Origin of the sequence: Brevundimonas sp., assembly GCF_035626535.1 — a bacterium.
GTDB lineage: Bacteria > Pseudomonadota > Alphaproteobacteria > Caulobacterales > Caulobacteraceae > Brevundimonas.
Genome location: NZ_DASPNO010000050.1, coordinates 1 through 25,004, shown reverse-complemented (window position 1 = coordinate 25,004; position 25,004 = coordinate 1). Strand labels below are relative to the sequence as shown.

The 25,004-nt window shown below is 70.1% G+C and carries 23 protein-coding genes and 1 tRNA gene; 12 read left to right on the top strand and 12 right to left on the bottom strand.

Annotated elements, in window-relative coordinates:
* Positions 1-946 (bottom strand): AAA family ATPase (locus tag VEC04_RS07120; RefSeq protein WP_324775272.1); only part of this gene is annotated, 946 nt, incomplete at its 3' end.
* A 78-nt stretch (positions 947-1,024) separates the two neighbouring features.
* Between VEC04_RS07120 and VEC04_RS07115 the strand changes: the two genes are divergently transcribed.
* Positions 1,025-1,351 (top strand): hypothetical protein, encoded by a 327-nt coding sequence (locus VEC04_RS07115; RefSeq protein ID WP_324775269.1) that lies wholly within the window; start codon positions 1,025-1,027, stop codon positions 1,349-1,351.
* On the opposite strand, the gene alr is transcribed toward VEC04_RS07115, so the two are convergent.
* Complete coding sequence (gene alr, locus VEC04_RS07110; RefSeq protein ID WP_324775267.1) at positions 1,342-2,376, bottom strand: alanine racemase; 1,035 nt, start codon at positions 2,374-2,376, stop codon at positions 1,342-1,344. The two genes, VEC04_RS07115 and alr, sit on opposite strands and share 10 nt — an antisense overlap.
* A 114-nt stretch (positions 2,377-2,490) precedes the next feature.
* Between alr and VEC04_RS07105 the strand changes: the two genes are divergently transcribed.
* Positions 2,491-3,450 carry a hypothetical protein gene (locus VEC04_RS07105; RefSeq protein WP_324775265.1) on the top strand — a complete coding sequence of 320 codons (960 nt, stop codon included), beginning with the start codon at positions 2,491-2,493 and terminating at the stop codon, positions 3,448-3,450.
* Here the strand turns inward: VEC04_RS07105 and VEC04_RS07100 are convergent.
* The 5 genes from VEC04_RS07100 to VEC04_RS07080 all read right to left on the bottom strand — a co-directional run bounded on the left by VEC04_RS07100 (position 3,447) and on the right by VEC04_RS07080 (position 9,030).
* Complete coding sequence (locus VEC04_RS07100; protein ID WP_324775263.1) at positions 3,447-4,535, bottom strand: sn-glycerol-3-phosphate ABC transporter ATP-binding protein UgpC; 1,089 nt, start codon at positions 4,533-4,535, stop codon at positions 3,447-3,449. The genes VEC04_RS07105 and VEC04_RS07100 overlap by 4 nt on opposite strands.
* A gap of 80 nt (positions 4,536-4,615) precedes the next feature.
* Complete coding sequence (locus VEC04_RS07095) at positions 4,616-6,697, bottom strand: DEAD/DEAH box helicase (RefSeq protein WP_324775261.1); 2,082 nt, start codon at positions 6,695-6,697, stop codon at positions 4,616-4,618.
* 86 nt (positions 6,698-6,783) lie between these two features.
* Positions 6,784-6,858: transfer RNA gene (locus VEC04_RS07090), tRNA-Val, on the bottom strand.
* 51 nt (positions 6,859-6,909) lie between these two features.
* Positions 6,910-8,199, bottom strand: a complete 1,290-nt coding sequence (locus tag VEC04_RS07085) for a dicarboxylate/amino acid:cation symporter (protein ID WP_324775259.1) — start codon at positions 8,197-8,199, stop codon at positions 6,910-6,912.
* A gap of 81 nt (positions 8,200-8,280) precedes the next feature.
* Entirely contained in the window at positions 8,281-9,030 is a 750-nt protein-coding gene (locus tag VEC04_RS07080) for an SDR family oxidoreductase (RefSeq protein WP_324775257.1), read from the bottom strand.
* A gap of 105 nt (positions 9,031-9,135) precedes the next feature.
* Here VEC04_RS07080 and VEC04_RS07075 point away from each other — a divergent pair, with 105 nt between their 5' ends.
* Positions 9,136-9,540 (top strand): helix-turn-helix domain-containing protein, encoded by a 405-nt coding sequence (locus VEC04_RS07075; protein ID WP_324775255.1) that lies wholly within the window; start codon positions 9,136-9,138, stop codon positions 9,538-9,540.
* Here the strand turns inward: VEC04_RS07075 and VEC04_RS07070 are convergent.
* Positions 9,510-10,235, bottom strand: a complete 726-nt coding sequence (locus VEC04_RS07070; protein ID WP_324775253.1) for an HAD-IA family hydrolase — start codon at positions 10,233-10,235, stop codon at positions 9,510-9,512. The two genes, VEC04_RS07075 and VEC04_RS07070, sit on opposite strands and share 31 nt — an antisense overlap.
* A 65-nt stretch (positions 10,236-10,300) precedes the next feature.
* Between VEC04_RS07070 and glmU the strand changes: the two genes are divergently transcribed.
* Positions 10,301-11,650: a bifunctional UDP-N-acetylglucosamine diphosphorylase/glucosamine-1-phosphate N-acetyltransferase GlmU gene (gene glmU / locus VEC04_RS07065; RefSeq protein WP_324775251.1), complete on the top strand. Its 1,350-nt coding sequence runs from the start codon at positions 10,301-10,303 to the stop codon at positions 11,648-11,650.
* Complete coding sequence (gene rpiA / locus VEC04_RS07060; RefSeq protein ID WP_324775249.1) at positions 11,647-12,333, top strand: ribose-5-phosphate isomerase RpiA; 687 nt, start codon at positions 11,647-11,649, stop codon at positions 12,331-12,333. The genes glmU and rpiA overlap by 4 nt, the downstream gene beginning before the upstream one ends.
* A 7-nt stretch (positions 12,334-12,340) precedes the next feature.
* Here the strand turns inward: rpiA and VEC04_RS07055 are convergent, their stop codons facing one another.
* On the bottom strand, positions 12,341-13,306 hold the full coding sequence (locus VEC04_RS07055) for a hypothetical protein (protein ID WP_324775247.1): 966 nt from the start codon (positions 13,304-13,306) through the stop codon (positions 12,341-12,343).
* A gap of 67 nt (positions 13,307-13,373) precedes the next feature.
* Entirely contained in the window at positions 13,374-14,360 is a 987-nt protein-coding gene (locus VEC04_RS07050; RefSeq protein ID WP_324775245.1) for a hypothetical protein, read from the bottom strand.
* 201 nt (positions 14,361-14,561) lie between these two features.
* Between VEC04_RS07050 and gor the strand changes: the two genes are divergently transcribed.
* The 4 genes from gor to VEC04_RS07030 all read left to right on the top strand — a co-directional run bounded on the left by gor (position 14,562) and on the right by VEC04_RS07030 (position 19,141).
* On the top strand, positions 14,562-15,956 hold the full coding sequence (gene gor, locus VEC04_RS07045) for a glutathione-disulfide reductase (protein WP_324775243.1): 1,395 nt from the start codon (positions 14,562-14,564) through the stop codon (positions 15,954-15,956).
* A 70-nt stretch (positions 15,957-16,026) separates the two neighbouring features.
* Positions 16,027-17,400: a class II 3-deoxy-7-phosphoheptulonate synthase gene (locus tag VEC04_RS07040; RefSeq protein ID WP_324775241.1), complete on the top strand. Its 1,374-nt coding sequence runs from the start codon at positions 16,027-16,029 to the stop codon at positions 17,398-17,400.
* A gap of 159 nt (positions 17,401-17,559) precedes the next feature.
* On the top strand, positions 17,560-18,135 hold the full coding sequence (locus tag VEC04_RS07035; RefSeq protein ID WP_324775240.1) for a prephenate dehydratase domain-containing protein: 576 nt from the start codon (positions 17,560-17,562) through the stop codon (positions 18,133-18,135).
* A 235-nt stretch (positions 18,136-18,370) separates the two neighbouring features.
* Positions 18,371-19,141 carry a chorismate mutase gene (locus VEC04_RS07030; RefSeq protein ID WP_324775239.1) on the top strand — a complete coding sequence of 257 codons (771 nt, stop codon included), beginning with the start codon at positions 18,371-18,373 and terminating at the stop codon, positions 19,139-19,141.
* 6 nt (positions 19,142-19,147) lie between these two features.
* Here the strand turns inward: VEC04_RS07030 and panC are convergent, their stop codons facing one another.
* The gene (panC, locus tag VEC04_RS07025) at positions 19,148-20,008 is read right to left on the bottom strand and encodes a pantoate--beta-alanine ligase (RefSeq protein ID WP_324775237.1); all 861 of its coding nucleotides are present in this window, start codon (positions 20,006-20,008) and stop codon (positions 19,148-19,150) included.
* Between the two features lie 76 nt (positions 20,009-20,084).
* Here panC and VEC04_RS07020 point away from each other — a divergent pair, with 76 nt between their 5' ends.
* The 3 genes from VEC04_RS07020 (at position 20,085) to VEC04_RS07010 (ending at position 22,121) form a co-directional block, all read left to right on the top strand.
* Complete coding sequence (locus VEC04_RS07020; RefSeq protein WP_324775235.1) at positions 20,085-20,720, top strand: SPOR domain-containing protein; 636 nt, start codon at positions 20,085-20,087, stop codon at positions 20,718-20,720.
* A gap of 137 nt (positions 20,721-20,857) precedes the next feature.
* A complete protein-coding gene (locus tag VEC04_RS07015) occupies positions 20,858-21,697 on the top strand; it encodes a division plane positioning ATPase MipZ (protein WP_324775233.1) in 840 nt (279 codons plus the stop codon).
* 4 nt (positions 21,698-21,701) lie between these two features.
* Positions 21,702-22,121, top strand: a complete 420-nt coding sequence (locus VEC04_RS07010) for a molecular chaperone DnaJ (protein WP_324775232.1) — start codon at positions 21,702-21,704, stop codon at positions 22,119-22,121.
* A gap of 156 nt (positions 22,122-22,277) precedes the next feature.
* Here VEC04_RS07010 and topA read toward each other — a convergent pair whose 3' ends face one another.
* A complete protein-coding gene (gene topA, locus VEC04_RS07005) occupies positions 22,278-24,899 on the bottom strand; it encodes a type I DNA topoisomerase (RefSeq protein WP_324775230.1) in 2,622 nt (873 codons plus the stop codon).
* Positions 24,900-25,004 lie beyond the last annotated feature (105 nt).

The window sequence follows — 25,004 nt, the reverse complement described above, 5'->3', positions numbered from 1 at the left end:
ACTTCGAGACCAGCGCCTGCACCTCGACCAGCACCGGTCGCGAGCCTTCGATCCCCGCGAACACCGCCGCGCCCGGGGCCCGGTCCTTGCCCTCGCCGAGGAACAGGGCGGACGGATTCGCCACTTCGCGCAGGCCGGCGTCGCCCATCTCGAAGACGCCGATCTCGTCTGTAGCCCCGAAGCGGTTCTTGCCGGCTCTCAGGATGCGGAACGGATAGCCCCGCTCGCCTTCGAAACTCAGTACGGCGTCGACCATGTGCTCGACCACGCGCGGCCCGGCCACCTGGCCGTCCTTGGTCACATGCCCGACCAGCACCACCGCCACGCCCTGCGACTTGGCCAGCCGGACCATCTCGCCGGCGCAGGCCCGCACCTGGGTCACCGACCCGGGCCCCGCCTCATGCGCATCCGACCACAGCGTCTGGATCGAATCGACGATGACGATATCGAACCGCTCGCGCTTCAGTGTGCCGAGAATCTCCCGCAGCGCTGTGGCCGAGGCCAACTCCACCGGCGCCCTCTCCAGCCCCATCCGCCTGGCCCGCGCCCGGATCTGCTCGACGGCCTCCTCGCCGGAGATGTAGGCCACCCGCCGCCCGGACATCGCCGCCCGTCCGGCCACGTCCAGCAGCAGGGTCGACTTGCCGACGCCCGGATCCCCGCTCAGCAGGATGGCCGAGCCCGGCACAACGCCGCCGCCGCAGACCCGGTCGAACTCGGTCACGCCGGTGACGATACGCGGCGGCTCGGGCGTGTCGGATTGCAGCGTCTCGAACTGCACGCCCCGCGCCCGGCTGCTCGCCGCCGGCTTCAGCGCCCCCGGCGGGGCCGACCGGCTCTCCTCGACGATCGAGTTCCACTGCCCGCAGGCGCCGCACTGGCCGGACCACTTGCCGTGGACCGCCCCGCAGGACTGACAAACATGAATTGCGCCGTCTCGAGCCATGCTGTTGGCTTACAGGAGTCGGCGCGGGCGGGGCAGGGGCTCTGATGACCCTGCGACCGATAATGACGTAGGGGCCGAATGTCCGAGGAAACCTTCTTCATCCTGTTCGGAGTCACCTGGGTGGCGGCCATGGCCTACGGCCTGAGCGCCTGGCGGCTGCTCGTCCGCATCCGTGACCTGAAGAGCGGGGGCAAGGCCCCCGAAGCCCCCGACCCGCTGACCAACCCGTTCGAACTGTTCGGCTATCTTGGGTGGCTGCTGGGCGGCCGTTACGCCGAGATCAACGACGACGTTGTCAGGCGCTGGGCCGGCATCGCGCGGGTGCTGTTCATCATCGCCGCGCCCTTGCTGGCCGCGACCTTCGCGGTGGCCTTCACCCAGGCCGGCGCCTGGCCTCAGACGTAACGCCGCAGCGCCCGCGGGCCCACTGAGGTCAGCAGCTCCCAGGCCACCGTTCCCGCCGCCGCGGCCGCATCGTCCAGCGGCCGGTTCGGCCCGAACAGTTCGACGAGATCCCCGACCGCCACGTCGCCGCCCGTGACATCTACCGCGCAGACGTCCATCGACACCCGCCCGACGATCGGCCGCAGCGTTCCGCCGGCCCATACGAGGCTTCTGGGGCTGTAGCTGCGCAGCACGCCGTCGGCGTATCCCGCCGCGACCGTGGCGATCCGGCGCGGTCGGTCCGCAACGAAAGCCCGCGAATAGCCCACGCTCTCCCCCGCCGGCACGTCGCGCACCTGCAGCACCTCGGCCGCGAACGTCGCCACCGGCTTGATCCTGTCGTCCGGCCGTCCCTCCGGCCCGCCGCCGTACAGGCAGATGCCGGGCCGCGACGCGTCGAAGCCGTAGTCGCTCCCGAGGAAGACCCCGCCCGAATTGGCGAACGACCGCACCGTCCCGGGATAGCGCCGCGCGGCCGCGGCGAAGGCGTCCCGCTGCCGGGCGTTCATCGGCTCGGCCGGATCGTCGGCGCAGGCGAGGTGGCTGAGCACCAGGTCGAGACCCTCGAACGGCTCCGGCGCCGCCTCGGGCCGGAAGCCGAGCCGGTTCATGCCCGTATCGATCTGCAGTCCGCAGCGTCCGCCGCCCCCGGCCTGCCATTCCGCCAACTGCGCCCCGGTGTTGAGCACCGGGCGGAGGTCGGCCTCGCGCAGCCGCGCCGCCCGACCCTCCAGGCAGCCGTCCAGCACATAGATGGCCGCCTCCGCACCAAGCGCCGCCCGCAGGCTCTCGCCCTCGCGGGTCCGCGCCACGAAGAAGGTCCGCGCCCCTTCACGCATCAGCCGCGCCGCGCAGGCGGTGGCGCCCAGGCCATAGGCGTCGGCCTTGACCACCGGATGCACGGGTACGCCGCCGATCGTCTCGAGCGTGCGGTAATTGGCGGCGAGCGCCCGCAGGTCGACGGTCAACAGGGCGGGGGAGATCATGTCCCATCTAGTGCCGCGCCTTTGTGCAACGCAACACGCGGGGTGGATGAAAACAGGTTTGACCCTCGTGACGCACGGGTGTTCTGATCACGCCGTTACGCGAGGAGGACGGCCATGCGTCCCATTCAACTGCTCCGCGGGCTCTTCATCACCCTTGTCGTCGGCTTCGGCGTCTGCGGCGCCGCCATGGCCCAGGACGAGCCGCCCGGCGGGAACGCCTGGGGCGGCAAGGAGCTCTCCGACGGCCACCATCAGGGCGACCATCTCGGCCCGATCGGCCCCTATCTGAGCGCTGCTGAACTCCGCAACTGGCCGCAGGGCAGCCGGCGGGCGACGCCCGAGCGGCTCGTCCGCGAGCGAACGGCGGCGATACTCGCCGGGGCGGGGGTGCCGTGCGAGATCGTCGCCGCCCACAATCCCGGCGAGACCCGCCAACGCAAGGACATCTACGAGGTCGCTTGCCGCGAGGGACCCGGCTACCTCGTCGTCACCACCGACGCGCCCGCCATCCTCAACTGCCTGCATCTAGCCGCCACCGAGGAGACCATGCGCGCCACCGACGCCTCGCGGCCGGTGACCTCCCTCTGCCTGCTGGATGGCAACAAGGACGCGGCGGCCGCCCTGCGCCCGCTCGCCGCGCGGATCGATCCCGCCTGCGTTGTCGACCAGGCGGCGTGGATCGGCCGGGTCGGCGAGGACCAGGACCGCTATGAGATCGGCTGCGAAGGCCGTGACGGTCTGTGGCTGCAGACTCCGATCAACCGGACCGACATCACGGAGACCTTCTCCTGCATGGATCTCGCCGCCATGGGGGAGACCTGCAAATTCACCACGCCGGAAGAGCAGGCGGCCACCGTGGCGTCCTGGTTGCCGGCGGATGGTCCGGCGTGCGCGGCCGATCGGGCCCGGGTGGTCGGCGTCGCCGGCGGCGCCCGCTATTTCGAACTGAGCTGCGGCGCCGGAGCGGGGATGATTCTGCGGCTGACGCCGGAAGGCCGGTTCGATCGGGCCTGGCCCTGCGCCCAGGCGTCGGGCATCGCCGGCGGCTGCAGGCTGGCCCCCGCCGAATCCTAGGCCCGGAGGCGGGCGAAGGCCTCGCCGCCCTCATCGAACAGATGCGTCTGTCCCGCGGACACGCGCAGCGTCAGCGCCTCGCCGACAGCCGGCCGCATGTCGCCCGGCAGCAGCACGGTCAGCGCCGCATCCCCGGCCGTAAGATAGGCGTAGGTGGCGTGGCCCAGCGTCTCGACGAAGGTGACCATGGCGGCGACCGTGTCTCCCGGGCCGGACAGGGTCAGGTGCTCCGGCCGCACGCCAAGGGTGACGGCGTCTTCCGGCGAGGCGCGCGAGGCGTCGACGTCGACTTTCAGGGTTTCGCCGGCTTCGGTCCGAACCGTCGCGCCTCGCGCGGACGCCGTGACGATCCTCGCCGGCAGCAGATTCATCTTCGGGCTGCCGATGAACTCGGCCACGAACAGGTTGCGCGGGCGCTCGTACAGCTCCATCGGCTGGCCGACCTGCTCGATGGCCCCGGCGTTCAGCACCACGATCCGGTCAGCCAGGGTCATCGCCTCGACCTGATCGTGGGTGACGTAGACCATCGTCGTCTTCAGCCGCTCGTGCAGGCTGGCGAACTCGTAGCGCATTCGCACGCGCAGGGCGGCGTCCAGGTTGGACAGCGGCTCGTCGAACAGGAAGACCTCCGGTTCGCGCACGATGGCCCGGCCGATGGCCACCCGCTGTCGTTGGCCGCCGGATAGCGCCCTGGGCTTGCGGTCCAGATAGTCGGTGATGTTCAGAGTCTCGGCCGCGCCACGCACGCGGCGATCGACCTCAGCCTTGTCCACTTTCGCAAGTTTCAGTCCGAACGCCATGTTTTCATAGACGTTCATGTGTGGATACAGGGCGTATGACTGGAACACCATGGCGATGCCCCGGGCCGAGGGCGACAGGTCGTTGACCGCCCGCCCGCCGATGGCGATCTCGCCGCCGTCGGCCTCTTCGAGGCCGGCGATGGTCCTCAGCAGGGTTGACTTGCCGCAGCCGGACGGCCCGACGAAGACCACCAGCTCTCCGTCCGCGATTTCCAGGTCGATGCCCTTCAGCACCTCGGTCGCGCCGAACCGCTTGGTCACCCCGGTCAGCCGGACGTCCGCCATTTTCCATGCCCGCCGCTGCTTGTTTCGACCTTACCGTAAACGGTTACAGGCACGGTGCAATGGTCAGGCCGGCGGCGCCGTCAGCCGCGGTTGGTCTTGCCCTTGAACGGCTTGCCGCCCGGCTTGGGCTTGAAGCCCGGCTTCGGCTTCCCGGTCCACGGGCGGTCGCCGGCCGGGGCGGCGCCTTCCGCACGCGGCGTCCACGGCTTCTTCGGACCCTTGGCCTTGTCGACCCACGGCTTCTTGCCTTCCGGCGTCGGACCGTCCTTGGTCCGCTTCACCCACGTGCCGCCCCTTGCGCCGGTATCGGCCGCCGGAGCGTCTTTGCGCGGCGTCCACGGCTTCTTCGGCGCGCCGCCCTCGGGCCGGTCCTCGCGGGCCTTCCACGGCTTCTTCGGCGCATCGCCGTCGGGGCGCGGGGCCCAGGGCTTCTTCGGTCCGTCGCCGTCGGCGCGCGGCTTGCGGAACGGCTTGTCGCCGCGTTCCGGGCGATCGCCGCCGTCCGCCTTGTCCCACTTGCGCAGGCTCTTCTCGCCCGGCGACGGCGCCACCGCGTCCTGGATGGTCACGCCGTCGTCGTTGGGCTGGGTCAGGGCCGTGCGGAATTTCGCCTCGGCGTCCTTGGTAATTTCGAACTTGGTCTCGCGGTCGAAGATCTTGATCGAACCGACGTCGCGCTTGGTGACGTGCCCGAGGCGGCAGATCAGCGGCAGCAGCCATTTCGGGTCGGCGTTCTTCTCGCGCCCGATGTTGACCCGGAACCAGCTCATTTCGCCGCCGCGGGCGAAGTCGGTCAGGGGGCCATCGCGCTGGCCGCGCTCATTCACGCCGGTGGTCTGGGCGCGCTTCATCCGCTCGTCGTCGTGAACGTCTTCCGGGGGCGGCAGCTTCTCGCGGTACAGGCGGATCAGGGCGGCGGCGACGTGCTCGGGCGAGGTCCGCTCCAGCAACTGCCGGCCCGAGTCCAGCGACTCCTCGTCGGCCGGCGCCATCAGCACCGGGTCGGTCATCATCCGCTCGTGGTCCCTGGCGCGGATGTCATCCGCCGACGGCGGACCCGCCCATTCGGCCTTGATGGAGGCTGATTGCAGCATCAGCTCGACCTTCCGGCGACGCGTGTGCGTGACCATCAGGACCGACACGCCCTTCTTGCCCGCGCGGCCGGTCCGGCCCGAGCGGTGCAGCAGGGTGGCCTTGTTGACTGGAATTTCGGCGTGGATGACCAGGCCCAGATCTGGCAGATCGAGGCCGCGCGCCGCCACGTCGGTGGCTACGCAGACCCGCGCGTGGCCGTCGCGCAGCGCCTGCAGCGCCTCGGAGCGCAGCGACTGGGTCAGTTCGCCCGAAAGTCCGACCACCGAGAACCCGCGTTCGCGCAGGCTGGCGGTCAGGTGCTTCACCCGCTCGCGCGTGTTGGCGAAGACCAGCGCGCCGGGGCTCTCGAAATAGCGCAGAACGTTGACCACGCCGTGCTCGACCTCATGCGGGGCGACGCGGATGGCGCGGTACTCGATGTCGCCGTGGGCGACGTTCTTGTTGGTGGTGTCGATACGGATCGCATCGCGCTGGTAGGTCTTGGCCAGTTCAGCGATGTCGCGCGCGATGGTGGCGGAGAACAGCAGGGTGCGGCGCTCGGCCGGGGCCTGGTCGAGGATGAAGGTCAGGTCTTCCTGGAAGCCCATGTCCAGCATCTCGTCGGCTTCGTCGAGGACGACCGCCTTCAGCTCCGACAGGTCCAGCGCGTCGCGCTCGATGTGATCCTTCAGGCGTCCGGGGGTTCCGACCACGATGGCCGCGCCGCGCTCCAGCACCCGGCGCTCGGCGCGCGGGTCCATGCCGCCGACGCAGGTGGCGATGCGCGCCCCGGTGTTGGCGTAGAGCCATTCCAGCTCCTTGGAGACCTGCAGGGCCAGTTCGCGGGTCGGGGCGATGATCAGGGCCGCCGGGGCGCCGTTGTCGGCGAATCGCTCGGCCTCCCCCAGCAGGGTGGTGGCCAGCGCCAGGCCGAAGGCCACGGTCTTGCCGGAGCCGGTCTGGGCCGAGACCAGCAGGTCGCGGCCTTCCTCGGCCTCCAGCACGGCGGCCTGCACCGGCGTGGGCTCGGCGTAGCCGCGTTCGGACAGGGCGCGGTCGAGCGCAGGATGACTGGCGGGGAAGGGCATGGCTTGGTCCAATAGCACGATCAGCGCGCGAACGGTCGGCGCGGAGAGCGGCGGACGGCGGCCTGTAGCGGGAAATAACGGCGAAATGGTGGATGCGACAGGGATTGAACCTGTGACCCCCTCGGTGTGAACGAGGTGCTCTCCCGCTGAGCTACGCATCCATCAATCGGGGAGGCGGGGACATAGCCCGGTCGCCTTGGGCTGGCAAGACGTCAGATGCCCGCCGCCCGCACCGTTTCCGGCGTCTCCGCATCCGGATCGCCCGGCAGCCAGGCGACGTGGCCGTCGTAGATGCCCTCGTCGAGGATCTTCTCCTCCTTCGCCACCAGCACCGGGACCAGCATCTGGCCGGTGACGTTCGTCGCCGTGCGCATCATGTCGATGATCCGGTCGATGGCGATGATGTAGCCGATGCCCTCCAGCGGCAGGCCGGCGGTCGACAGGGTCAGGGTCAGCATGACGATCGAGGTGCCGGGCACGCCCGCTGTTCCCAGCGATCCCAGCACCGCCGTCAGCCCGATCAGCACATACTGGGTCAGCGTCAGGTCGATTCCGAAATACTGGGCGATGAAAATCGCCGCGATGGCGGGGTAGATCGCCCCGCAGCCATCCATCTTGACGTTGGCCCCCAGCGGCACGGCGAAAGCGGCGTAGGCCTGCGGCACGCCCAGCCGTTCGACGGTCTGGCGCAGGGTGATCGGCAGGGTGCCCAGCGACGACGAGGTGGCGAACGCCGTCTGCTGGGCCGCGAAGGCGCCGCGGAAGAAGCTGCGCACCTTCAGCCCGTGCAGCTTCAGCAGGCCCGAATAGACGATCAGGATGTGGAACAGGCAGGCGGCGTAGATGGCGAAGATGAACTTGCCGAGCGGCAGCAGCGCCTCCCAGCCGTAGCCGCCCACCACAGATCCGATCAGGCCGAAGACGCCGAACGGGGTCAGCTGGATGATCCAGCGAGTGATCCGGAAAACGATGGCCGCGCCTTCGTCCACAAATCGCCGCGCGGTCTGGGCCCGGTCGCCCAGGACCACCAGCGCGCCGCCCACCAGGGCCGAGAAGAAGATGATCTGCAGCACCTTGCCTTCGCTGAGAGCCGCGAAGGGGTTGGTCGGGACGATGCCGATGAGCACGTCCAGCGGCGTCGGAATCTCCCGTTCGCGCACCTCGCCCAGCGGCAGGCTCTCCAGCCCGACGCCCGGATTGATGATGTGTCCGAAGGCGAAGCCGACCAGCACCGCCAGCAGTGAGGTGACGGCGAACCAGACCAGGGTCCGCACCCCCAGCCGCACCGCGCCCGCGCCTTCGCCGAGTTTGGCGATCGAACTGGCGATGGTGAACAGCACGAGCGGCGCCACCACCATCCGGATCAGGTTCAGATAGACGTCGCCGATCGGCTGCAGCCAGACCTCCGCCTGCTCGCGCAGGATCAGTCCGGCTGCGATACCGAGGGCGAAGCCGGCGGCGGTCCGCTGCCACAGCGGAATCGCGAAGAAGCGACGGAACATGGGAAGGCTCTCGGTGGTCGGCCGCGGTATGTGTTGGCTCTTTCCGCAATCCGCAACCGTGCCGCCGACAGATTTATCGGGTCAGTCCGCCCCGTTCAGGGCTTTGAAGACCTTGCTGTACTCGCCCCGCGTCTCGGCCCCGCTCAGGAATTTCACCCGCTCGACGAAGATTTCGTCGGTCTCGCCCGCCTCGAGCAGGGCCAGGCTCTCGGCGGTGAAGTCGGCCAGCGGCATGGAGTTGGGGTTCTCCGCGTGGCCCGGCATCAGGTCGGTCGCCACCGCCGGCGGGGCCCATTCCAGCACCTCCACCGACGTTCCGCGCAGCTGATGGCGGAGGGACTGGCTCCAGGAGTGAAGCGCCGCCTTGGTCGCCGAATAGGTCGGGGTGGTCGTCAGCGGCACGAAGGCCAGACCCGAGGTCACGTTGACCACCGTCGCCGTCGTCTTGCGCTTCAGATGCGGCAGCAGGGCCGCGGTCAGCCGGATCGGGCCCAGCAAATTGATGGCGACGGTCCGCTCCGTCACCACCAGGTCGACCGGCTCGGCGGTCAGGTTCTCGGCAACCATTACCCCGGCGTTGTTGATCAGCACGTTCAGGTCCGGATGCGCCACGACGACCCGCGCGGCGAAGGCCGTGATCGAGGCCGGGTCCTCCACGTCCAGCGTGTCGAAGGCCATGCCGGGATGGGCGGCGGCGACCGCCTCCAGCGCCTCGCGTCGCCGGCCGGCGATGATCACCTTCGCGCCCCGGGCGTGCAGCGCCTCGGCCATGGCCTTGCCGATGCCCGAGCCGCCGCCGGTGATCAGGATGGTGTCGTTGCGGGTGTCCATGAATGTTCTCCGTCGATTGGATTTCCGACGGCCGATCACCTATACCTCACACTTACGATCAGAAAGTAGGCACCCGAATGTGCTGTACTTACCCAAGAGAGAGTTATGGCTGACATGGGCTTTCAGACGGAAAAAGATCCGCACCATGCTCCGCTGGACCCCCGCGTCGAGGCCTTGGTCAACGAGGTCATCGGCCGCGTCGCCGACAAGTGGACCATGATCGTGCTCGAGGTGCTCGAGGAACATGGCGAGATCCGCTTCACCCGCATCGGCGAGTTGGCCGGCGGCATCAGCCAGAAGATGCTGACCCAGACCCTGCGCCAGATGGAGCGCGACGGCCTCGTCGTCCGCACCGTCCATCCCGTCATCCCGCCGAAGGTCGAATACCGGCTGACCGACATGGGCCACAGCCTGTCGGAGGCCTTCTGCGGCGTCTGGACCTGGGCCGAGGCACACCTCGACCGCATCGAATCGGCCCGTCAGGCCTTCGACGCCCGTAGCGGCGCCTGAACCCCGATCAGCCGCTCCACCGCCGCCGGCAGGGCGTCGAAATGGTCGATCAGGGCGTCGGCGCCCAGCTCCGCCGCCGGCGTGTCGGTGTAGCCGAAGGTGGTCAGGATGCAGGGCACGCCCGTCGCCCGCGCCGCGTCCAGGTCGGTGATGCTGTCGCCGACCATGATCGCCCGGGCCGGATCGCCGCCCGCCTGCTGCACGGCCTCGCGGATATGCGCCGCGTCCGGCTTGCGCGCGGACACCGACTGCGGCCCGCAGATTGAGGCGAAGCGGTCCTCCAGCCCGATGGCCCTGAACAGCGCCACCGCCAGGTCGGTCGGCTTGTTGGTCGCCACGCACAGGATCGCGCCGCGCGCCGCCAGCTGGTCCAGCGCCTCGATCGCGCCCGGATAGGCGGTGCTCTCGTCGGCGATATGCGCGACATAGTCGGCGAGGAAGGCCTGTAGCAGGGCCGGGGAGGCGGCCTCGTCCCACTCGGCCCCCGCCGCCTCGAAACCACGCTTCAGCAGGGCGATCGCGCCCCATCCGATCAGGTGGCGCGCCCCCTCAAGCGGCACGGCGGGCAGATCGTGCTGGGCCAGCAGCCGGTTCAGCGTCCCGATCAGGTCCGGCGCCGTCTCCACCAGCGTGCCGTCGAGATCGAAGGCGATGGTCCAGCCGTCCAGATCCTGTTCCGTCTCCGCAACCGCCATGGGCGTCTCCCGCCGGCCGCCCCGATGGGCTAGACCTCGGGCGTGACTAACCGCCGGACCGATTCATGACCAGCCATCCCCGCGCCGCCATCATCCTCGCCGCCGGCCAGGGCACGCGGATGAAGTCGCCGCTGCCCAAGGTGCTGCACCCGGTCGGCGGCCGCGCCATGCTGGATCACGCCATCGACGCCGCCGAGGCGCTGGGCTGCGAACGCATCGTGGTGGTGGTCGGGGCCCATTCGCCCGAGGTCCGCGCCCATGTCGAGAAGCGGCTCGGCGAGGACGCCGTCGCCGTGCAGGACCCGCCGCTCGGCACCGGCCACGCCGTCCGCGCCGCCGAGGCCGTGCTGGGCGATTTCGTCGGCCAGGTGGTCATCACCTACGGCGACGTGCCCCTGCTGACCGCCGCCGACATCCAGCCGGTGTTCGCGGCGCACGACGGCGTCACCGTCATCGGCTTCGAGGCCCGCGACCCCGGCGCCTACGGCCGCCTCGTCATGGACGGCGGCCAGCTGCTCGCCATCACCGAAGCGAAGGAGGCCTCGCCCGACGTCCTCGCCCTGACCGCCTGCAATTCCGGCGTCATGGCCGCCCCCGTCGGCCTGCTGTTCGACCTGCTGCGCGAGGTGAAGAACGACAACGCCAAGGGCGAATTCTACCTCACCGACGTGGTCGAGTTGGCTCGCCGCCGCGGCGCCCCCACGCGGGCCGTCTTCGCCGCCGAGGACGCCGTCATGGGCGTCAACTCCCAGGCGGAACTGGCCGTCGCCGAGGCCCTGTTCCAGCGGACGAAGCGCGAGGCCTTGATGGCCGCGGGCGTCACCATGCCCGCCCCCGACACCGTCCATTTCGCCTTCGACACCGAGGTCGGCGGCGGGTCCGTCATCGAGCCCTATGTCGTGTTCGGCCCGGGCGCGAAGATCGCCTCCGGCGCCCGCATTCGCGCCTTCAGCCATATCGAGGGCGCCGCGGTCGCCGCCGGCGCCGAGGTCGGCCCCTACGCCCGCCTGCGCCCCGGCGCGGATCTCGGCGAGAAGGTCAAGATCGGCAATTTCGTCGAAGTGAAGAACGTCCGCATGGCGGCCGGCGCGAAGGCCAACCACCTGGCCTACCTCGGCGACGGCGAGATCGGCGCCAGGGCCAACATCGGCGCCGGAACGATCTTCTGTAACTATGACGGCTTCTTCAAACACCGCACCACGGTCGGCGAGGGCGCCTTCGTCGGCTCCAACAGCTCGCTGGTCGCGCCGGTGACCGTCGGCGCGGGCGCCATGGTCGGCTCCGGCTCGGTGATCACGAAGGACGTCGCGCCCGGCGACCTCGCCCTCGGCCGCGGCGAACAGACGACGAAACCGGGCTGGGCGGCCCGGTTTATGGAAGCGATGCGTGCGAAGAAGGCGGCGAAGCCCAAATGAGTGCTGACAACCAGAAACGCCTCGCCGGCGAAGCCGCCGCCCTCCGCGTCGAGGCGGGCATGACCGTCGGCCTCGGCACCGGCTCCACCGCCGCCTGGTTCGTCAAGGCGCTGGCCGCCCGCGACCTGCCGAACCTGCGCTGCGTCCCGACCTCCGAGGCCACCGCCGAACTGGCCCGCGAACTCGGCCTGCCGCTCTCCACCCTGGACGACTCCCCCCGCATCGACCTGACCGTCGACGGCGCGGACGAGGTCGGGCCTGGTCTGGCCCTGATCAAGGGCGGCGGCGCGGCCCTGCTACGCGAGAAGCTGGTTTGGGAGGCCTCGGCCCGCTGCCTCGTCATCGCCGACGCCGCCAAGGTGGTGAAGACCCTCGGCGCCTTCGCCCTGCCGATCGAGGTCGTCGCCTTCGGTCACAAGACCACCGCCAACCGCATCGCCGACGTCCTGACCGACCACGACATCGCCATGCCCGCCCGCGTCAGGAGCGCCGACCGCGGCCTCGTGCGAACGGACGGCGGCAACCTGATCTACGACGCGAAATGCGGCGCCATCCACGATCCCGCCCGCCTCGCCGACGATCTGAAACTGATCACCGGCGTGGTCGAGCACGGTCTGTTCCTCGACCTGGCCGACGAGGCGATCATCGGCACGGACGGCGGCGTGGAGCTGCTGACGCCCTGACGGCGACCTACTCGGCCGCCTCCTCCTCGCCGGCCCGCAGCTCGTCATGCGCCCGGTGGATCGAGTCTGCGATCTCGGTCCGACCCGCGCGCAGGTTCTTGCGGTTGCGCTCGGCGTTGTAGAGGCCCTGCAGATAGGCGTGATCCCAGTCTGTCAGCCCCGCCGCGGCGCCCGGGTCATCGAACACGTTCAGGATCGAGGCATAGCCGCTGGTGTCGGCCTCGGGATCGATCTGCGCCAGGGTGACCATGGCCACGTAGTCCGCCAGCTGCTGCCCGGAGACGCCGCCGACCTGGTCAATGTCGAGGATGACCACCGTGCGGAAGATGTAGTCGACAATCTGGGTGCTCAGCCGCGAGGCGGAGAACACATTCACGACCGGCGCGGCGTCCTCGGGCATCCTGCATTCGCCCATGCATTCGCCGGGCAGGCGGATGGCCGGGCGGCCCGTCTCGGAGTCCGTCGGCATGCTGACCTGCCACCAGCGCACGGGCCGGTCCGTCTCGACGAAGGCGCCCAGCGCATCTCCGCCCCGGTCCATGCCCGCGCCGCCCAGCCGGAAGGCTCGGCGGCGCTCCTCGACCAGCTCCCGCGCCAGACCGGTCGGATCGTCGGAGGCGATGATGATCACGTTCGGCGTGCAGCCCGGCTCGCCGGGGATGACTCCCAGGTCGTCCGCCACGGTCGACACCCGGTCGATGATGTACTGGGCCGCCTCGGCCCGCAGATTGGCGACGCCGATGCAGATGCGGTCGTCCCAGCGGGCGAGGCCCCGACGGCGGTTGGGCTCGGCGACCTCGTTGACGAAGTCGCGGATCATGGCGTCGAGCGGCTGCCCCGTCACCTCGACCTCGCCGAGATCGACCGGGTCCCCTGCCGGGGTCGCGGCTTGCGGCGGCGCGTCCTGCGGGGCGGGCGGCGGCGTCTGCATCGGCGCGACGGCCAGCAAGGCGGCGAGAGCGAGGGCAGTCATGGTCAGGTCCTTTCGACCGGTCTCGTCATTATGATCCGAAGGGCGGCCCGATCAACGGCGCCATTCGCTACTCGTCGTCCTCGCCGGTCCGCAGGTCCTGATGGGCGCGATGGATGGTGTCGGCGATCTCCATCCGGCCCGCGCGAAGGTTCTTCCGCGTCCGTTCGGCGTCGTACAGGCCGCCCAGGTAGGCCAAGTCCCAGTCGGTCAGCCCGGGCGCCGCGTCCGGGGTCTCGAACAGGTTCAGGATCGAGGCGTAGCCGCTCGTGTCGGCCTCCGGATCGATCTGCGCCAGGGTGACCATGGCGACATAGTCGGCCAGCTGGTTCGCCGGGACGCCGTCGATCTGGTTGACGTCGAGGATGACGATCGTGCGGAACAGTTGATCGACGATCTGCGTGCTCAGGCGCGAGGCGGAGAAGACGTTGATCGTCGGCCCGTAATCCTCGGGCGTGCCCACGAGGCCGGCCTCCATGTCGCAGCTGTTGTTGCAGTCGCCCGGCAGGCGCACCGCCCTCATGCCGTTCTCCGAGTTGACCGGCATGCTCAGCTGCCACCAGCGCACCGGCGCCGATGAGGCGATGAAGGTCTCCAGGGCGTCCCCGCCGCGGTCCATCCCGGTCCCGCCCATGCGGAAGGCGCGGCGCCGCTCGCGCGTCAACTGCCCGGCGAGCGCCGACGGCTGGTCGCTGGCGATGATGATGACATTGGGCGCGCAGCCCGGCTCGCCCGGATTCAGGCCGATGTCCTCGGCCACGGCCGACACCCGGTCGACGATATACTGCGCCGGCTCGGCTCTCAGATTCGCCACGCCGATGCAGATGGGGCCGTCCCAGCGCGCCAGGCCGCGCCGCCGGTTGGGTTCGGCGACCTCGGTGACGAATTCGCGGATCATGGCGTCCAGCGGCCGTCCGGTGACATCGACCTCGCCGAGATCCACCGCCGCCGGGTCGGCGGCCCGGGCCTGTTCCGGGGCCTCCTGTGGGGCAGGAGCCTGCTGCGGAACCTGCATCGGCGCGACAGCCAGCAGGGCGGCGATGGCGAGAGCAACCATGAGTTACATCCTTGGGGCCATTCTCCCGACTATGCGCCCACCTCCGGCCCGGTCAAGCTCGTTGAGTCCGGTTCGGCGAGGAACGCCCGGCTGAGCCTTGCCCTTGCTCCCGCGTGCGGCGGCGCCTAAGTCGGGCCGGCCCCGCCGGCGGGCGCCCCTCCAGACCCCTCGCGCCGCCCCGCGCGGACGGAGCCTCTCCGAATGGCCGACCACGACTACGACCTCTTCGTCATCGGCGCAGGCTCGGGCGGCGTCCGGGCGGCGCGGCTCACGGCCCTCGGCGGCAAGCGCGTCGCCATCGCCGAGGAGCACCGCGTCGGCGGCACCTGCGTCATCCGCGGCTGCGTGCCCAAGAAATTCATGGTCATGGCCTCCGAGGTCAGTCATGCCATCGAGATCGCCGAAGGCTACGGCTGGTCGTTCGAGGGCGCGAAATTCGACTGGCCGACCTTCCTCGAGGCCAAGGACGTCGAGATCGCCCGCCTGTCCGGCATCTACGCCGCCAATCTCGGCAAGGCCGGCGTCGACCTGGTCCACGGCCGCGCTGTTCTCAAGGACGCCCACACCGTCGAGATCACCAAGAGCGACGGGAGCAAGGGCCAGACCATCACCGCCGGGAAGATCCTGATCGCCACCGGCGGACGCCCGTGGAAACCCGAGGACCTGCCCGGCATCGAGCACGCCATCACCTCGGAAGAGGCCTTCCACCTGCCCGAACTGCCGAAGCGCATCCTGATCGCCGGCGGCGGCTATATCGCCGTCGAGTTCGCCGGCATATTCGCCGGCCTCGGGGTCGAGACTACCCTGATCTATCGCGGGCCGAACATCCTGCGCGGCTTCGACGACGACGTCCGCGCCCACCTCGCCGGCGAGATCGAGAAGCGCGGCATCAAGGTCATCCTCGGCTGCCAGCATACCTCGCTGGAGAAGACCGGGACCGGCATCGTCAATCATCTCGGCAACGGCATGAGTCTTGAGACCGATGTCGTCATGTTCGCCACCGGCCGCGTGCCGCACGTGAAGAACCTGGGTCTGGAGGCGGCCGGTGTGAAGATCGACGACAATGGCGCCATCTGCGTCGACGCCTTCTCGAAGACCAGCGCCGACAACATCTGGGCGATCGGCGACGTCACCGACCGCATGAACCTGACGCCGGTGGCCATCCGCGAGGCGGTCGCCTTCCACGAGACGGTGTACCGCAACAATCCGACCGCCTTCGACTACGAGGCCGTGGCCACGGCCGTGTTCAGCCAGCCGCCCGTCGGCGTCGTCGGCCTGTCCGAGAGCGAGGCGCGCCATTCCTGCCCGGGCGAGGTCGACGTCTACGTCACCCGCTTCCGGCCGATGAAATACGCCTTCACCGGCTCCGACGAGCGCGTGCTGATGAAGCTGGTCGTCGACGCCGCCAGCCAGAAGGTCGTCGGCGTCCATATCGTCGGCCCCGAGGCGCCCGAGATGATCCAGCTCGCCGCCATCGCCGTGAAGGCCGGCCTGACCAAGGCCCAGTGGGACGCCACCTGCGCCGTCCACCCGACCATGGCCGAGGAACTCGTCACCCTCAAAGAGAAGCAGTCCCAGAACACCAACGCGGGGTAGGGGCGGCTCGGGACGCCATGCGTCACAACGGTTCATTGTCCACGACCCGCGCTCCGCCTATCTTGCTGAAATGACGACGCGCTGGACGCCCGAGAGCTGGAGACAAAAACCCGTCGTGCAGATGCCGACGGACTATCCGGACGTGGCCGCCCTGCACCGCGTCGAGGACGAGCTGCGGGCCATGCCGCCGCTGGTCTTCGCCGGCGAGGCGCGTCACCTGACCGCCAAACTGGCCCAGGTCGAGGCCGGCGAGGCCTTCCTGCTCCAGGGCGGCGACTGCGCCGAGAGCTTCAAGGAGTTCTCGACCGACAACATTCGCGACACCTTCCGCCTGATTCTGCAGATGGCCGTGGTCCTGACCTTCGCGGGCCGCAAGCCGGTGGTGAAGGTCGGCCGCATCGCAGGCCAGTTCGCCAAGCCGCGCTCGTCGTCGCTCGAGACCATCGGCGAAACGACCCTGCCCAGCTACCGCGGCGACATCATCAACGGCATGGCCTTCACGCCGGAAGAGCGCGTGCCGGATCCGCAGCGGCTGATCCGCGCCTACAACCAGTCGGCCTCGACCCTGAACCTGCTGCGCGCCTTCGCCGGCGGCGGCTACGCCGATCTCTACAACATCCACCGCTGGACCATGGGCTTCGCGGCCGACAGCGCCTATGGCGCCAAATACCGCGACCTCGCCGACAAGATCACCGAGGCCCTGGCCTTCATGGAGGCCGTCGGCGTCACGCCCGAGACCCACCCGGACCTCAGTCGGGTCGAGGTCTTCACCTCGCACGAGGCCCTGCTGCTCAACCTCGAGAGCGCCCTGACCCGCCTCGACGGCGCCACCGGCGAATGGTTCGACACCTCGGCCCACATGGTCTGGATCGGCGAGCGCACCCGCCAGCTGGACGGCGCCCACGTCGAATTCGCCCGCGGCATCCGCAATCCCATTGGCCTGAAGTGCGGCCCGACCATGGAGCCCGACGACCTGCTGGCCCTGATCGACGTGCTCAATCCGGACAACAGCCCCGGCCGTCTGACCCTGATCGGGCGCTTCGGCGCCGACAAGGTCGGCGACCGCCTGCCGCGCCTGATGCAGGCGGTGAAGGCCGAGGGTCGTCGCGTCATCTGGTCGATCGACCCGATGCACGGCAACACTCTCAAGGCCGGCAACGGCTACAAGACCCGCCCCTTCGAACGCATCCTGTCCGAGGTGCGCGGGTTTATTGATGTTGCGGAGGCCGAGGGCGTCCACCCCGGCGGCGTCCACCTCGAGATGACCGGCCAGAACGTCACCGAATGCCTCGGCGGCGCCCAGGCCCTGACCGAGGACGACCTGTCCAGCCGCTACCACACCCACTGCGACCCGCGCCTCAACGCCGATCAGGCGCTGGAGCTGGCCTTCCTCGTCGCCGAACGGCTCAAGACCGGCCGGATCAACCGCTCGCAGGCAGCCTGACCGACGGGAACAGCGGCGCGACCACCCCGATCGTCGCCTCGGCTTCGGCCCGGTCCACGTTTCGTCATCCCGGCCGGCGCCGTTCGTGTCGTCCCGCGGTCCGGGGGCTTGTCGCCAATCTTCGGGCCCCTAACATGCGTGAAGAGACAGGAACCCGCGATGCCCGAACGGATTGGTCGCCTCCCTAACGACGACGTGGCCGGTCGCTGCGCCTATCAGGGCGCGCCGGGGGCCTTCAGCCACGAGGCCGTCATCGACCTGCGGCCATGGGACGAACCGGTCGCCTACGACAGTTTCGAAGCCGCCATCGCCGCCCTGAAGGCCGGGGAGGTGGGCTGCGCCCTGATCCCGGTCGAGAACACCACCATCGGCCGCGTCGAACCGGCGGCGTCCATCATCGAGGCCGCTGGCCTCACCGTGGTGTCGGAGGTCTGGCGGCCGATCCGCCTCGCCCTGATGGCCCCGCCCGGGGCGCGGCTCGGCGACATCCGGACGGCCGAGAGCCATCCCGCCGCGCTGGGCCAGTGCACCGGCACGCTGGGTGAACTGGGCATCACGCCCGTCGAGGCCTACGACACCGCCGGCGCCGCGCGCGCTGTCGCCGAGGCCAACGATCCGACCCGGGCCGCCGTCGCGCCGACGCGGGCGGCGGAGGTCTACGAACTGTCGATTCTGCGCAACGACATCCAGGATTCCGCCGACAACCGCACGCGCTTTGTCCTTCTCAGCGCCTGACTGTGTTGACGCCGCACGATCCTTGCGCCCAATGAGGCTCATGGTCCGTTCGCAAGCCATCGCTGCGACTGAATTCGCCCGCCTCGACGCGGCCGCGGACCTGTATTTCTACGGCTTTCGATACGCCGGCTGAGGCGTCGGGCATCGCGTCCTGACCGCCTCGCCGGCGACCGCTCCGCGATGGAGCGGCGGCTCGCAAACGCTCAAGCCCGTATCGAAACCGAAAGTCTCTCCCGTGCCCCATTCCAGTATCGCGCCCGCCCTCCAGCAGGTCTGGCCCGCCCCCCTTGAAGTCTCCCCCGAGCAGATGGCGCTCGCCGCCCTGCGCCACGACATCGACGTCCTCGACGACCAGCTCCTCGCCCTGTTCGAGCGCCGCCTCGCCATCGCCGCCCGCGTCGGCAAGGCCAAGGACGCGCCCTCCGGCCCGCATGTGAAGCTGCGCCCGGACCGCGAGCAGACCGTCCTCGACCGCGTCCTCGCCCAGGCGGCTCCCGACAACCGCGAAGCCGTCGCGTCCCTCTGGCGCCAGATCGTCGGCTGGGGCCTCGCCCGCCAGGGCCGCCTGCAGGTGCAGGTCTGGTCGCCGGTCGAGCCGACCCGCGCCTTCGACGGCGCCCGCCTGCGCTTCGGCGACGCCGCCGACATGAAGGCGGTGCGCGATCCGCAGGCGGCGCTCGCCTGGGCCGCGGAGGGCCACGGCGTCGCGGTGCTGGCCGTCAATGCCGGCGATCCGTGGTGGACCGGCCTGCGCCGCGAGTGGTCGGCGCTCAGCGTCTTCGATGGTTTCGGCGGCGAGACCCCCACGGCGCTGGCGGTCGGCCGCATCGACCCGGCGGCGCTGCCCGGCGGCCCGCGCGTGCTGGTCACCGCCGGCGGCGATGCGGGGGACGGCTCCGGCATCCGCCGCCGCGGCCTCGACACCCACCACGGCTGGACCCTGTCGCTCACCGACGCGGTCCTGCCGGTCGGGGGCGGCGAGGGGTGCGTCGGCGCGATCGGCTAGCGCCGGTCAGACCGCCATATTGTCGATCAGCCGCGTCTTGCCCAGCCAGGCGGCGGCGAGGACTCGGGCGGGTCCGTCGACGACGTCATCGTCGAACTCGCCGAGGTCCTCCGCTCGCCGCACGGCCACATAGTCCACGTGGCTGAAGCCCGCTTGCAGCAGCGCCTCGCGCGCCTCGGCCTCGACGGCGGGAAGGCTGGCGCCCGCCACCGCCTTGGCGCCAGCCTCGGCGAGCACGCCGTTCAGCCTCCGCGCCACCTCCAGCTGCTCCGCCGTCAGGTAGGCGTTGCGCGACGACAGGGCGAGGCCGTGACCGTCGCGGACGGTCGGCGAGCCCACGATCTCGACCGGAAGATCCAGATCGCGCACCAGCCGGTTAACCACGATCAACTGTTGATAGTCCTTCTCTCCGAATACCGCGACGTGCGGCTGGACCTGGTTCAGCAGCTTGGCCACGACCAGGGCGACGCCGCCGAACATCTGCGGCCGGAACGCGCCCTCCAGGCCCTCTGCCGGCGCGCCGACGGAGACCGTCGTGGTTGCGTCGGCGGGATACATCTCCCCGACGGCTGGTGCGTACATCAGAGCGCATCCGGCGCCTGCGAGCAGTTCGGCGTCGCGCGCCTCCTGCCGGGGATAGGAGCCGAGGTCCTCATGCGCTGCGAACTGGGTCGGGTTGATGAACACGCTGGCCACCACGCGGTCGGCCCGCTCGCGTGCTTTCCGCACCAGCGTCAGATGACCTTCGTGCAACGCGCCCATGGTCGGCACGAAGCCGACGGTGAACCCCTGCCGTTTCCAGCCGCTTACCGTCTCGCGCAGGGCCGCGATGGTGCGAGCGACGGGCAGGTCGGGAGTGTCGGGCATGGTGAACGGATTAACCCTTCGGCTTAAGCGTGCTTGTGAACCGCGCTTCAAAGCCCGGCGTGCCAGTGTGCCGCTTATGACGCCGAGCCTCATCATCCGTCCAGTGCTGGCCTATCTGGCCGCCGCCACCCTGTCCGCCTGCGGCATGGTCGACGCCGATCCGCACCGGTTCGAGAACATGGCCGAGGCGGTCGCCGCCATCCCGCTGGACCAGCCGCACGAGGCGGGCCCGGCGGACGCCGTGGCGGCCCGCACCGCCGCCGAGGCCGGTCTCCGGCCCGCGCTCAAGGTCGAGGTGATGGACCCCCACGCCCTCTGGGACGCCCGCGACGGCAACCTGCAAGCCATGGCGGAGGAGCAGGGTTCGCGCCTCGCCGCAGCCGCCGCGCCCGCGATGGCCGACGCCGTCGTCCGCAACGTCTCCGCCCGCCTCGACAGCGCCGCCGCCCAGGCCGGTCTCCGGCCCGCGCGGGCGCCGGCCGTCCCGCCCGCGTCCGGAAAACTCGTCCAGATCGGCGCCTACTCCAGCGAGTCCGCGGCCCGCGCCGCCTGGGCCCGTCTCGATCTCGACGGCCTGACCCCCGTGTTCGAAGCCGTCGAGGTCGGCGGACGCCGTCTCACCCGCCTGAAGGTCCGCGCCCCCGCCGCCCGGGCCGCCGCGGTCTGCGCCGCCGCCGGCATCGACGATCCGTGGTGTCACCGCGCCGCCTAGGCCACAGGTCCGAGGCGCCGGCGCCCCACATCCACAGTCGCTGACCGCCGCTCCCGTTGACGCCGCGCCCCGGCCCGGCGATTTTGGCGCTTCAAGGTCGCGCATCGAGTCGGCGGCCGTCGGAGCATCGGGAATTCATGGCTGACCCCACGGTCATCGTCGTCGGCAACGAGAAGGGCGGGGCGGGCAAGTCCACGCTCGCCATCCACATCGTCTGCGGCCTGCTCCACGCCGGCCGGTCGGTCGCCATCATCGATCTTGACCTGCGTCAGCGATCGATGGCCAAATTCTTCGCCAACCGCGCCGCTTGGGCGGAGGGGCACGGCCAGTCGCTGCCGATGCCGTTCGAGCCGGACATGGGCGACGGCAAGGCGCTGGCAAAGGCCGACGAAACCGAACAGATGGCGCGCTTCGACGCCGCCTTCGCCGCCGCCCGGGCCGAGGCGGAGTTCATCCTGATCGACACGCCCGGCGGCGACACCCTGCTGTCGCGCACGGCCCACGGCCTCGCCGACCAGATCGTCACCCCGATGAACGACAGCTTCGTCGACTTCGACCTGCTCGGCCAGATCGACCCGGTGACGCTCGATCTGCTCAAGCCGTCGATTTATTCCGAGAGCGTCTGGGAGGCGCGCAAGCACCGCGCCGTCACCGAGGGACGCGCCGCAGCCATCGACTGGATCGTAGTCACCAATCGCCTCGCCGTCGCCGCCGCCCGGAACCGCCAGCGGCTGGAGGAGCGGATGGAGAAGCTGGCCCGCCGCGTCGGTTTCCGCATGGGCCCCGGCCTGCGCGACCGGGTCATCTATCGCGAGCTCTTCCCGTTCGGCCTCAGCGTCGCCGACCTGTCCAACGAGGTGCGGCCGGTGGCGGTGTCGCTGGCCCACGTCGCCGCCCGGCAGGAGCTGCGCAACCTGATGCAGGCGCTCGGCCTCGACGGCGGCTCCCTGAACGCGCCGCTGGACGCCGCGGCGTGAGGTCTTGAGCCTCGTCTGGCTGGCTCTGGCGGCGATCGCCGTCTGGGCGCTGGTCCGGCTGGGCCGTCAGACGGAGCCGCGAGGGCGGGGCCACTGGCGCGTCACCGCCACCCTTTTCAGCGCCGTCCTGATCGCCGGAGCCGTCTTGCTGGCCGCCCGCGGTTCATGGCTGGCCGCCGCGGCCCTCGCGGGCGCCGGCCTCTGGTTGACGGTGGCCTCGCGGCAGCGCGCGGCGGCGCCCCGCACCGAGGCGATGAGCGCCGCGGAGGCCCGGTCGCTGCTCGGCGTCTCCGCCTCCGCCACGCCGCAGGAGATCAACACCGCCTGGAAGCGGCTGATGGCGCGCGCCCATCCGGATCAGGGCGGCACGGAAGGGCTGGCCTCGCGGCTCAACGCCGCGCGGGACCGGCTGCTGAAGGGCTGAGCATCTCCCGCCGTCATCCTCGGGCTTGATCCGAGGATCAGACCGTCCGGTGCTCCCTCGAAGCTGATGCGGTCACGCCCGCGGAGCCGTCTCCGCCGCACAGCCCGCCCAACCTCTCATCCTCGGGTCAAGCCCGAGGATCACGACCGGGAAAGGTCATGCCTTCGCTGGCGCCTTCTTCACCGCCGCCTTCTTCTTCGGAGCCGCCTTCTTCGCCGCCGGCTTCCTGGCCGCAGCCTTCTTCGCCGGGGCCTTCTTGCCCTTTGACGGTGCCGCGGCCGCCCGCGCCGCCAGCAGCGGCAGGGCCGCCTCCAGCGTCAGGTCCTCCGGCGCCGTGCCCTTCGGCAGGGTCGCGTTGATCTTGCCGGACTTCACATAGGGCCCGAACCGGCCGGCCATGACGTGTACCGGATCGCCCGTCTCGGGATGGGCGCCCAGATCCTTCAGGGGCGCTGCGGCGGCTCCGCGACCGGCGAACTTCCCGGCCCGCTTCTCGGCCAGCAGCACCACGGCCCGGTTCAGTCCAATCTCGAACACCTCGTCGATGTCGGCGACGTTGGCGTAGGTCCCGGCGTGCTGCACGAACGGTCCGTACCGCCCCAGCCCGGCCGTGATCGGCTTGCCGTCTTCCGGATGCAGCCCGACCTCGCGCGGCAAGGCCAGCAACCGCAGCGCCTGTTCGAGGGTCAGCGACGCCGGGGACCAGCCCTTCGGCAGGGACGACCGCTTCGGCTTGTCCTCGCCCGGCGGCGTCGTCTCAACATACGGCCCGAACCGTCCGATCTTCAGACTAATCGGCTGTCCCGTCGCCGGATCCACGCCCAGTTCGCGGTCGCCGCTCTCCGCGCCGCCTTCGGCCGCGTCGGGAGAGGCCACCGGCCGCGTATATTTGCAGTCGGGATAGCGCGAGCAGCCGATAAAGGCGCCGAACCGGCTCGTCTTCAGGCTCAGCTGGCCCTGATGGCACAGCGGGCATTCGCGCGGATCAGAGCCGTCTTCCTTCTGCGGGAAGATGTGCGGCCCCAGCGACTCGTTGAGCGCGTCGAGGATCGCCGTGGTGCGCAGTTCTCCGGCGGCCTGGGTGGCGACATGAAAGTCGGCCCAGAATTCGCGCAGCAGCACCTTCCAGTTCAGCTTTCCGGCCGAGACCTCGTCCAGCCGCGTCTCCAGCGCCGCGGTGAAATCGTACTCCACCCATTTGCGGAAGAACTGTTCGAGGAAGGCCGTGACCAGCCGCCCCTTGTCCTCCGGATAGAATCGGCCCTTGTCGGTGCGGACATATTCGCGGTCGCGCAGCGTGGTCAGGATCGAGGCGTAGGTTGACGGCCGGCCGATGCCCAGCTCTTCCAGCTTCTTGACCAGGGTCGCTTCCGAATAGCGCGGCGGGGGCTCGGTGAAATGCTGCTCGGTGCGGATCGCCTCGACCCTGGCGGTCGCGCCTTCCTTCAGGGTCGGCAGGCGGGTGGTGTCGTCCTCGTCGTCCTCGCCCGACTTCGGCTTGTCGTCGCGGCCCTCCTCATAGACGGCCATGAAGCCGTCGAAGGCGACCACCTGGCCGGTGGCGCGCAGGCCGGTCTGGCCGTCCGGAGTCTCCACGTCCACCGTGGTCCGGTCCAGACGGGCCGACTCCATCTGGCTGGCGATGGTCCGCTTCCAGATCAGTTCGTAGAGCCGCTGCAGGTCGCCCTCGAGACGCAAGGTCTCGGGCGCCCGCATCATGTTCGTCGGCCGAATGGCCTCGTGGGCCTCCTGGGCGTTCTTGGCCTTGGTCTTGTAGTAGCGCGGCTGCTCGGGGACGTAGGCCGGGCCGAAGCGCTGGCCGATGAGGTCCCGCGCCTGGGCGATCCCTTCCGGGCTGACGTACAGGCCGTCGGTCCGCATATAGGTGATCAGGCCGCCCTGGTCGTCGACGCCTTCATACAGCTTCTGCGCCGCCTGCATGGTGCGCTGCGCCGTGAAACCCAGCTTGCGCGAGGCCTCCTGCTGCAGGGTCGAGGTCATGAAGGGCGGGCTGGGCGCGCGCTTGACCGGCTTCTTCTCGATCGAGCGGATGGTGAACTGGCCGGCGTTGATCGCCTCGCGGGCGGCCGTAGCCATGGCTTCCGAGACGATGTCCAGCCGCTGCACCCGCTTGCCCGCGTGCTTGACCAGACGGGTGGTGAACGGCGGGCTGTCGGCCGTCAGGTCGGCCTCGACCGACCAGTATTCCTGGGCCTTGAATCGCTCGATCTCCATCTCGCGGTCGACGACGATGCGCAGGGCGACAGATTGCACCCGGCCGGCCGAGCGCGCGCCCGGCAGCTTGCGCCACAGCACTGGCGACAGGGTGAAGCCGACCAGATAGTCCAGCGCGCGGCGCGCCAGGTAGGCCTCCACCAGCTCCATGTCGAGCTGGCGCGGCGCGGCCATCGCCTCCAGCACCGCGCTCTTCGTGATGGCGTTGAAGGTGACCCGTTCGACGGGCGTGTCCTTCAGCGCCTTCTTCTTCGTCAGGACCTCCAGCACATGCCAGCTGATCGCCTCGCCCTCGCGGTCGGGGTCGGTGGCGAGGATGACGCGGTCGGCCTTCTTCGCCGCCTCGGCGATCTCCCCCAGCCGCTTGGAGGCCTTGGCGTCGACCTCCCACGACATGGCGAAGTCGTCGTCGGGCAGGACCGATCCGTCCTTCGACGGCAGGTCGCGCACGTGCCCGTAGGACGCCAGGACGTGGAAGTCCGGGCCCAGATATTTGTTGATGGTCTTGGCCTTTGCGGGGCTCTCGACGACGACGAGGTTCATGCGGGGAGGGGGCCTTGAAGGGGCTCGAAAGGGGGCGGAACGTGGTTGGCGCGGGCGTCGCTGTCAATCGGCGAAGGAATTCGGCGGACGGTCAGAGCGAAACCA

Excerpts from the sequence above, each read along its gene's own strand:
- VEC04_RS07115 (WP_324775269.1), top strand. The coding sequence starts at position 1,025 with ATGTCCGAGGAAACCTTCTTCATCCTGTTCGGAGTCACCTGGGTGGCG.
- alr (WP_324775267.1), bottom strand. The coding sequence starts at position 2,376 with ATGATCTCCCCCGCCCTGTTGACCGTCGACCTGCGGGCGCTCGCCGCC.
- VEC04_RS07105 (WP_324775265.1), top strand. The coding sequence starts at position 2,491 with ATGCGTCCCATTCAACTGCTCCGCGGGCTCTTCATCACCCTTGTCGTC.
- VEC04_RS07100 (WP_324775263.1), bottom strand. The coding sequence starts at position 4,535 with ATGGCGGACGTCCGGCTGACCGGGGTGACCAAGCGGTTCGGCGCGACC.
- VEC04_RS07095 (WP_324775261.1), bottom strand. The coding sequence starts at position 6,697 with ATGCCCTTCCCCGCCAGTCATCCTGCGCTCGACCGCGCCCTGTCCGAA.
- VEC04_RS07085 (WP_324775259.1), bottom strand. The coding sequence starts at position 8,199 with ATGTTCCGTCGCTTCTTCGCGATTCCGCTGTGGCAGCGGACCGCCGCC.
- VEC04_RS07080 (WP_324775257.1), bottom strand. The coding sequence starts at position 9,030 with ATGGACACCCGCAACGACACCATCCTGATCACCGGCGGCGGCTCGGGC.
- VEC04_RS07075 (WP_324775255.1), top strand. The coding sequence starts at position 9,136 with ATGGCTGACATGGGCTTTCAGACGGAAAAAGATCCGCACCATGCTCCG.
- VEC04_RS07070 (WP_324775253.1), bottom strand. The coding sequence starts at position 10,235 with ATGGCGGTTGCGGAGACGGAACAGGATCTGGACGGCTGGACCATCGCC.
- glmU (WP_324775251.1), top strand. The coding sequence starts at position 10,301 with ATGACCAGCCATCCCCGCGCCGCCATCATCCTCGCCGCCGGCCAGGGC.
- rpiA (WP_324775249.1), top strand. The coding sequence starts at position 11,647 with ATGAGTGCTGACAACCAGAAACGCCTCGCCGGCGAAGCCGCCGCCCTC.
- VEC04_RS07055 (WP_324775247.1), bottom strand. The coding sequence starts at position 13,306 with ATGACTGCCCTCGCTCTCGCCGCCTTGCTGGCCGTCGCGCCGATGCAG.
- VEC04_RS07050 (WP_324775245.1), bottom strand. The coding sequence starts at position 14,360 with ATGGTTGCTCTCGCCATCGCCGCCCTGCTGGCTGTCGCGCCGATGCAG.
- gor (WP_324775243.1), top strand. The coding sequence starts at position 14,562 with ATGGCCGACCACGACTACGACCTCTTCGTCATCGGCGCAGGCTCGGGC.
- VEC04_RS07040 (WP_324775241.1), top strand. The coding sequence starts at position 16,027 with ATGACGACGCGCTGGACGCCCGAGAGCTGGAGACAAAAACCCGTCGTG.
- VEC04_RS07035 (WP_324775240.1), top strand. The coding sequence starts at position 17,560 with ATGCCCGAACGGATTGGTCGCCTCCCTAACGACGACGTGGCCGGTCGC.
- panC (WP_324775237.1), bottom strand. The coding sequence starts at position 20,008 with ATGCCCGACACTCCCGACCTGCCCGTCGCTCGCACCATCGCGGCCCTG.
- VEC04_RS07020 (WP_324775235.1), top strand. The coding sequence starts at position 20,085 with ATGACGCCGAGCCTCATCATCCGTCCAGTGCTGGCCTATCTGGCCGCC.
- VEC04_RS07015 (WP_324775233.1), top strand. The coding sequence starts at position 20,858 with ATGGCTGACCCCACGGTCATCGTCGTCGGCAACGAGAAGGGCGGGGCG.
- topA (WP_324775230.1), bottom strand. The coding sequence starts at position 24,899 with ATGAACCTCGTCGTCGTCGAGAGCCCCGCAAAGGCCAAGACCATCAAC.